The sequence below is a fragment of the Oceanispirochaeta sp. genome (assembly GCF_027859075.1).
Classification (GTDB): Bacteria; Spirochaetota; Spirochaetia; order DSM-2461; family DSM-2461; genus Oceanispirochaeta.
The window spans coordinates 1-6,720 of the sequence record NZ_JAQIBL010000215.1 but is presented as its reverse complement, the minus strand read 5'-3'; the positions used below and the strand labels follow the sequence as shown (position 1 = coordinate 6,720).

The 6,720-nt window shown below is 48.6% G+C and carries 7 protein-coding genes; all 7 read right to left on the bottom strand.

From position 1 onward, the window contains the following. Nucleotides 1-183 precede the first annotated feature (183 nt). Entirely contained in the window at nt 184-1,488 is a 1,305-nt protein-coding gene (locus PF479_RS12120; RefSeq protein WP_298006870.1) for a phage major capsid protein, read from the bottom strand. Beyond that, nucleotides 1,485-2,153 (bottom strand): peptidase, encoded by a 669-nt coding sequence (locus tag PF479_RS12115; RefSeq protein WP_298006867.1) that lies wholly within the window; start codon nt 2,151-2,153, stop codon nt 1,485-1,487. Before PF479_RS12115 ends, PF479_RS12120 begins: the two co-directional genes overlap by 4 nt. Then, a complete protein-coding gene (locus tag PF479_RS12110) occupies nt 2,144-2,800 on the bottom strand; it encodes a response regulator transcription factor (RefSeq protein ID WP_298006864.1) in 657 nt (218 codons plus the stop codon). Before PF479_RS12110 ends, PF479_RS12115 begins: the two co-directional genes overlap by 10 nt. Then, nucleotides 2,797-4,047: a phage portal protein gene (locus PF479_RS12105; RefSeq protein WP_298006862.1), complete on the bottom strand. Its 1,251-nt coding sequence runs from the start codon at nt 4,045-4,047 to the stop codon at nt 2,797-2,799. Before PF479_RS12105 ends, PF479_RS12110 begins: the two co-directional genes overlap by 4 nt. Nucleotides 4,048-4,096: 49 nt before the next feature. Beyond that, nucleotides 4,097-4,510, bottom strand: coding sequence for a hypothetical protein (locus tag PF479_RS12100; protein ID WP_298006859.1), 414 nt, complete (start codon nt 4,508-4,510; stop codon nt 4,097-4,099). Nucleotides 4,511-5,153: 643 nt separating this feature from the next. After that, nucleotides 5,154-6,191 carry a virulence RhuM family protein gene (locus PF479_RS12095; protein ID WP_298006855.1) on the bottom strand — a complete coding sequence of 346 codons (1,038 nt, stop codon included), beginning with the start codon at nt 6,189-6,191 and terminating at the stop codon, nt 5,154-5,156. A 33-nt stretch (nt 6,192-6,224) separates the two neighbouring features. After that, on the bottom strand, nt 6,225-6,720 hold a 496-nt coding region (locus PF479_RS12090), incomplete at its 5' end, for a hypothetical protein (RefSeq protein ID WP_298006852.1).

The window sequence follows — 6,720 nt, the reverse complement described above, 5'->3', positions numbered from 1 at the left end:
TTCACCTGCAGGAGGGTGAGTACCTGATCGTTGGCGCCGCAGCTCACCGAAAGCTGGGGGATGGTGATCCTCATGCCGTCGATTCCGGGGATGGGGATGATCAGGTCATTCCCCACGCTTCCACTCTTCTGGCCGATGCTGTCGACCCGCTCAGGATAAAATCTAAAACTCATATCAACTCCTTCAACTGCTCTTGCACTTCATGGTGACCATGTTCTTTTCCGGCCGGGTGATGAGAAAGCCGTCCCTTTTTCGGAAGCGGAGGAAGATCTCCCCGTATTGCAGGCTCTCTGTGGTGCCGTCAAACCTTTTCAGTTCCAGTCCCTTCCGGTTCCCGTGCTGGATGCGCTTGGGGTTCATGAAGATGGCAAAGGGCTCATTCTTCTTGATCTCGCTCCCCTGGGGCATCATGTCGCATTCATGATAGGGATAACCGTCCAGGAGTCCGGGTTTGCCGTCTGTGGGACCGCGCCAGACCGGGCGGCCATCGCTGTCCTGCAGGCTGGTTACCCTGCTGAGGATACTCTCATGGAGGAACCAGGAACACTGACGTCTCTCTTCGGCGGGGACCTTGAGTACCGCCTCCCGGAAGTCCAGGTAGGTCAGGCCATAGGGTGAGCTGCTCTTGATGAAATGACTGACAATCCCCTCACAGGCCAGGGCCCCGGTGAAGGGGGCGGCGTCGGCGATGAGGCACTGTTTATCAAACTCCTGGCCGTAGGCGTCGGTGAACTCTTCCACGAACATCTGGCCCAGGTCGGCGTAGATATCCTCTTCAAACTCATCAAACCAGGGGATGAACCCCGCCAGGGTGTAGGCCTTCAGCTCCACCCGCTGTCCCATGGAGGGTTTGCTGTCGGTGATCTGCTGACCGTAGCTGGTCAGCCAGTTGAGGAGTATGCCGCCTCTGTCCCTCTGGGGAAGGAAGAGGGAGGGCCCAGACATGGGACGGTTACTCACCAGGCCCATCATGATGCTGTTCTTCCGGGCATCCGTCATGATCTGGGTCTCGTAGATCGGGTTGATCAGATACTGGTCGTTGCTCACCATGTCCCCCATGGGCGTCCCGAGAGACGCCTTGCTCGTCCATCCTTTCCCGGCCTCCCAGCTGAGGTCCTTGGGATTCACCCAGCTTTCCCCCTTGAAATTCGGGATGGATTTGAGCTCTCCCAACAGGCTCTGATTGTTCCGCCAGACCCCGGCGATGGTCTTGCCCAGATTGTAGTGAAACTCCTCGAGGCTGAGGATTTTGGGAGACCCTGCCTGGCCTTTCACCGTTTCTTTCAGCAGTTTGATGGTCCCCTTGAGTCCTTCGATCTCCAGGGTATGATCCTTGTCCATCTGGCCCAGGGCCTGGGCCATGGCTTCTAAAATCTCCTCCTTCTCTTCAAAATACTGTTTGGCCTTGCCCTCATCGGGAAAACCATCCGTTTCGATCCGCTTCATGGTCTCCAAGAGCCCCATCAGCTTTTTCAGTAACTCTTTCATCTGTTCTGTCCTCCTGACTGTTTGATTATTCCCTTCCAGAAGGAATTGTGAGTTTCCTCCGGCAGTGTCTGTAAATATTCGGGTGGTGGGAAATCCCGGTTCAGGGCCTGGGGGTTGCTGGGGATGTTGCAGATAGAGAACTCCAGGAGTTCCTGGTTTCGGAAGATCAAGGAGGGTTCTCCGCTCTCTTCTGTGATCTCTATCTTCTGGATCAGAAATCCCACGCTCCCGGCGCGGATCACCCGGGCGGCCACCCTCTGGCCTATCCCCCAACCAAAGGGGTCCATCTCCTTTGGATTGAAAACAATGTTTCCTCCTAAGACCCGGTCTCTAACCTGGGTCTCTTTTGAAAAACCGATGGCGGGGATCCGGCTGTCATGGGCCCAGAGGATCACAGGATTCTTCTGGTAATTTTTCAGGTCCCAACCCATGGGGTCGATCCTCTCGTCATCCCGGTCCAGGTCAAAGGTGCTGAACACCCAGGGAAAGACCTCTTCTTCTCCCCCCGTCAGGCCCTTGAAGAAGGCCCCTCCCATATAGACCCGGATCTCCTGCCGGGCTTCTCCCTTGGATGTGAGAAGATTTCCCTTCTTGAGCAGCTCTCCCAGGCTCTTGAGGTCGCATACCTGCTCTGTCTTCTCAAGAGCCGCACATTTCACATACATAGACCTTCCTCCTTTTCTATAATTCCATGGCGGAGGGCAAAGTGAACCAGCTCGGCTGAGGTAACAAGACCGAATTTCTCTTTGATCGCTGACTTGTGTTTATCAACGGTTTTGACGTGGATATTCAGTTCATAGCTGATCTCCTGATTGCTCTTCCCCAGGGCCAGATGTTCCAGGATCTGGGACTGTCGTGTGGTGATCTTTGTAAATTTCTGGGGGAATATTTCGTAGCCCCGTTCATCCAGGAGCGCATTGACTTCATCAGGATAGGATTTGACTCCCCGGGAGACTCTTTCCAGGGTCAGACGAAAAAGATCCCGGCTATAGGAATAGTCGGCCAGCCCTGTGACACCTTGTTTCACGGCCTTGACCGCCAGCATCCGGTTCAGATTACGGCAGTAGGCCAGGGTATAGAGACAGCTGTGATGTTTTGCAATTTCTTTGAGGAGGCTCAGACCATTCATCCGGGGAAGATAAAGGTCCAGGATAAGGAGTTGAGGGCAACAGCGTTCTATGGATCTGAGGGTCTCTATTCCATCCGTGCAGTAGGAGGATATCGAGCCGATGTGCTCCTTTTCAACGATATCGACCAGAACTGACCCGATCAAGGCGTCCTTACTGGTGACTATAACGTTCTTCTGTATCACCGTTGGCTTCCAATGATCGGCTGTTCATTTAACAAAGATCGGCTTGCCTTATTGGTAATCGGATGATTATTATTAATATTGACTGAATCCAGGGATTTCTCTGGGGTTTTCTGACTTTTTTTATCCCCCTGAGGATTTTGATGCCATTCATTCCCCCAGGGTTTGGGTTCTATGCCTCTCTCACGAAGCACGTCATTGATGGTTTTAAGACCCGCCTCAATCTCGGAGATATCCCGTTTGCTTTTCTCGTCCGCACTCTCCTGGAGTTCAGGGATAGCACTGGTATCAAAGACTCCCCGTTCCCTCAAGCCGAAACGGGAGAAGAACTGGGTCTCCAGGATCTGCTCAAAGTTCTTGAGCAGAGGGATGATGGTGTATTTCCAGAAGGCTGCGTGCTGATTGGATGTGTCACTGCCGCTTAAGGCACTATGCTGATCCTGAATGTTGGCCACCCGGGGAGGGATGCCGTAGCGCGCTAAAAGGGTATAGAGGTTCCAGCGCTTCAACTCAAAGAAACGGAGGGCTGCAGGTGTGACAGACAGGGCCTGGAAACTGGTCCCTTTGCCCAGGACGGCAATGGAGCGGGACTTCTTGTCCCGGCCATAACTACTCTCCCAGCGTTTTTCAATACGGTCTTCTTCTTCTTCCCGGAGTACCTGGTCGGTTTTCAGGATTCCTTCGGGGACAGAATTGTTTTTAAGGAGTTTGCTTGTTCCCTTATTGGGCCTCACATCCTGCTGGATCTCAACTGTGAGGGCGATCAGGGGGCTGACTCCCCGGTGGGGATTCCAGGGATTCCACTCCCTGAAATGGATCATTTCATCCGGCAGAAGGGGAACTTCTCCCCGTTCTGTTGCATAGAACCAGCGGATGACCTTATCCCCATCGATCCAGGCGCGCATCTTCCGGGGATTCAGGACATAGATCTCCCGGGGTATCCCTGCGCTGTAGTCGTCACCGAAGAACCAGAAGGCCTCTCCCTCCAAAAACCACCAGGCGGCGGTCTCTTTCCACAGGTCATAGCGATTCATAAAGGGGTTCACATCCCGGAAGAGGGAGAAGATCCGGCCACTGCAGACGGTATCTCCGTCCAGGGTGATTTGAAAGGGGGCTCTGCCTACGTTACGGATCAGGATGTTGATGCAGATGTTCACCCAGGAGTGGGACCGGTAGGGGTCATTGATCGTCTCAGCCTGCTCCCGCTCAAAAGGGTCATCCAGACCCATAAACTCACTAAAGGAGAGCACTTTAAATATTTTCCTGAGGTTTTTACCCCACCGGTTTCCACTCATGATCTTAGTGTAGAGAGGCATTAGGGGGTTTGGGGGGTGTGGTTTTCCCTACCTTTATGAGGGGAATCGGGATCATTCCCTGATCTGTAAAGTAGAACCAGTGGACAACTATGCCAAGCTGCAGATAGGCCCTTATCTTCCTGGGATTGAGGACGTAGATTTCCCGGGGGATACCCGCTGAGTTATCATCACCGAAGAACCAAAAGGCTTCCCCGTCCAGGGTAATCAAGAAGGGGGCTCGTCCGACATTACGCATCAGAATACTGATGCAGATATTCACCCAGGAGTGGGAATGGTAGGGATCTGAGACTATCTCAGTCGACTCCCGCTCAAAGGGATCATCCAGACCGATATATTCGGTAAAGGAGAGTACTTTTAATATTTTTCTGAGGTTTTGTCCCCATCGTTTCTCACTCATTAAATCAGTGTAAAGAGGGTTTTGAGATTTTAGGGCTAGGGTTTACCCTAGGTTTTGGGGATGAATTTGGAAGGATCTACTGGAAAGTGTGATCTGATTTATATTGTTAAAGAGTCCAGTCGGGTATTTTTCTGTTTATTATAGTTATCACGGAGGAGGATAGGAAAAATCTGATATAAGAACAATTTGAACCTTCCTTATTGATCTCTTAACATTTCGGAACAGGAAAGGTCTGTACTGAAAAGCATGAAAAATTAAGGACTGGGTAATATGACGATCTTCAAAATGAGGAAATGGAAATTATGATAAAAATGATACATGTCTGGACACCCAAAATGCTTCAAAAACCGAAATGACCTGGGAGGGTACCAGACAGAAAAGCCATTTAAATTCCTTATAGAGGCTCGTGTGATTTCGTCCAACAAAGTCTTAACAAAGCTGCTTCCAATAAAATCAAATATCCAGTACTTTCTCATTTAATTCAGAGATATTAGGGATTAGGGCAAGGTCGATTTCGGCAGCAACATTAAGACTTCTATATGTTATAGGCTGTACCGCGCCATCTTCGAGGTTCCGTTTCTTAAAATCCCCGCGCCCCACCGCCGGAGCACAGGACATGCGGAGGCGGTTTCTTTGCCTGAGCTTAAAGATTACTTGGTTTTCCATTTTTTATTTCGAGTAACCGTCTCTCAATTTCTTCCAGTTCCTTCATATCTTCTTCATCCGCCTTATTTGCTTCAGCAATTTTCCTTTTTTTATCGAATTCTTCATATCGCTCTTCTGCAATCTTTTTAGCTACTTCTGCCTTTACGGTTCCTGCATGAGTGAGCAGATCTTCTTCATTCTGTTCCAAAAAGGCATCAAGTTTTTCAGCCCATTCTGCCATGGTCACTGTTCTTCTTTTACGAGCCTGCCGTTCTGCATAATCGAGGTACATTGTGACGATCTCGTTTAAATCCTTTATCTCTTCTTTATTTAGGTAGTTTTTGGCAATGGAAACATCGTATTTGCGAACAATGGAACCACGCCATGCGGTAAGTCCCATATTTGGCTTTTCTGGATTACTCCGTGATTCAATAAGTTCTGCGGCGGTTTTACCTGTAGTCGCCCAAAGCATTTTATTCTGTACTTTTTTAAAGAAAAGTTGTGCCGCTTCGGAAGTTTTGTCATAATCAATTGCGGTGGCATAAATATCCCGTATTTTCTGGTAAAATCTTTTTTCGGAAGCACGGATATCCTGAATCCGTTCAAGCCACTCATCAAAATAGTCCCACCGTTCGGTTTGTTTAAGCCGTTCATCATCCATGGCAAAACCCTTGATGATATATTCTTTTAAGATAGCCGTTGCCCAGATTCTGAACTGGGTAGCCCGCTTGGAATTTACCCGGTAGCCTACGGCTATAATGGCATCAAGGTTATAGTATTTGGTTTCTTTTGTTTGGGTTTTACCCTCAATAGCACCGTGTGGAGTGGTATGTTCCAAAATGGAACTAACCACTTGTTCATCCAGCTCGCCGCTTTCAAAGATGTTTTTCAGGTGCTTGGTTATGGCTGGTCTCTGTACATTAAAGAGCTCTGCCATCTTTTTTTGTGTCAGCCAGATGGTCTCGTTTTGGAATATGGTGTCTATCTTAACAGCGCCGTCTTCGGTTTTGTAGAGGATTATTTCGGAGTGGTTCATTCTATATCGTCCTTGAAAACAATCTGCCCTGCATTATCTTACCCTTGCCCTGACTTGGATATTTGCTCTTATTTGATTATAAAGGTCGATTTCTTTCTCATGCTCAAAGACTACGGACAAACAATAATCAGTTTGTGCATTTTTATCAGTCATCCATTTATCATAGTTGATGAGCACAAGTGACACTGGCGCAGCAGGTCTATTTTTTGGTTCTCTTTTAAACTCTTTCCATGCTTTCTGATGACAACCTGCAATTCTCGTATTTGAGCCTGGAATTAATTCTATTTCAAAATCTTTAAGCTCCTGTAAAATTTCGTCGCCTTCAGAATTAGATGATACTACGCCATATTTATTGATTAATTCCTGAGGGTTTATGCTATGAAAAAGATGAAATTTCATACGATTCCCCAGATAGCTATCACCTCTGGTTAAACGCGTTTCGGGTGTAAATGAAAGGTTGACAATTATTCTTTTTTTTCCAGCTTCACTAAAGAATATATCTGGTAATTGGAGAGAGTAAACTCGTATT